The 416-nt window shown below is 66.3% G+C and carries 1 protein-coding gene; it reads right to left on the reverse strand.

The window, feature by feature from the left end:
* A partial coding sequence (locus NE591_RS12775; protein WP_256156802.1) for an aminotransferase class I/II-fold pyridoxal phosphate-dependent enzyme occupies window positions 1–416 on the reverse strand: 416 nt, incomplete at both ends.

A 416-nucleotide genomic window follows, 5' to 3' on the forward strand; every position in this document is an offset into this window, starting at 1 on the left:
CTTGTCGTAAAGGTCGACGACCGACTCGGCGTACTCGTCGGTCTGGCTCAAGTGGCGGTACACCTCGTCGCAGTGCAGCCACGCGTCGTTCTTGCGCGCCACCTCCACGATGGCCCGCAGCGTCTCGCCGTCGAGCAGGGCGCCCGTGGGATTGTCGGGATTGTTGATGCAGATGACCTTCGTCTCCGGCGTGCACAGGGCGTCCAGGGCCACCACGTCCACGTGGTAGCCGTTCTCCTTCTCCAGATGCAGCACGTCCACCGCAGCGCCGCACATCTCGGGGATGGAGTAGAGCTGCTGGTAGGTGGGCATGGCCGATACTACGTGATCGCCCGGGTTCACCAGCGTCGAGAGCACGAGTGCGTTGGCGCCGGCGGCCCCGTGGGTGGGGATGATGTGCTCGGGCGCCACGGTGC

This window comes from Adlercreutzia sp. DFI.6.23 (assembly GCF_024462535.1).
GTDB classification, from domain to species: domain Bacteria; phylum Actinomycetota; class Coriobacteriia; order Coriobacteriales; family Eggerthellaceae; genus Adlercreutzia; species Adlercreutzia rubneri.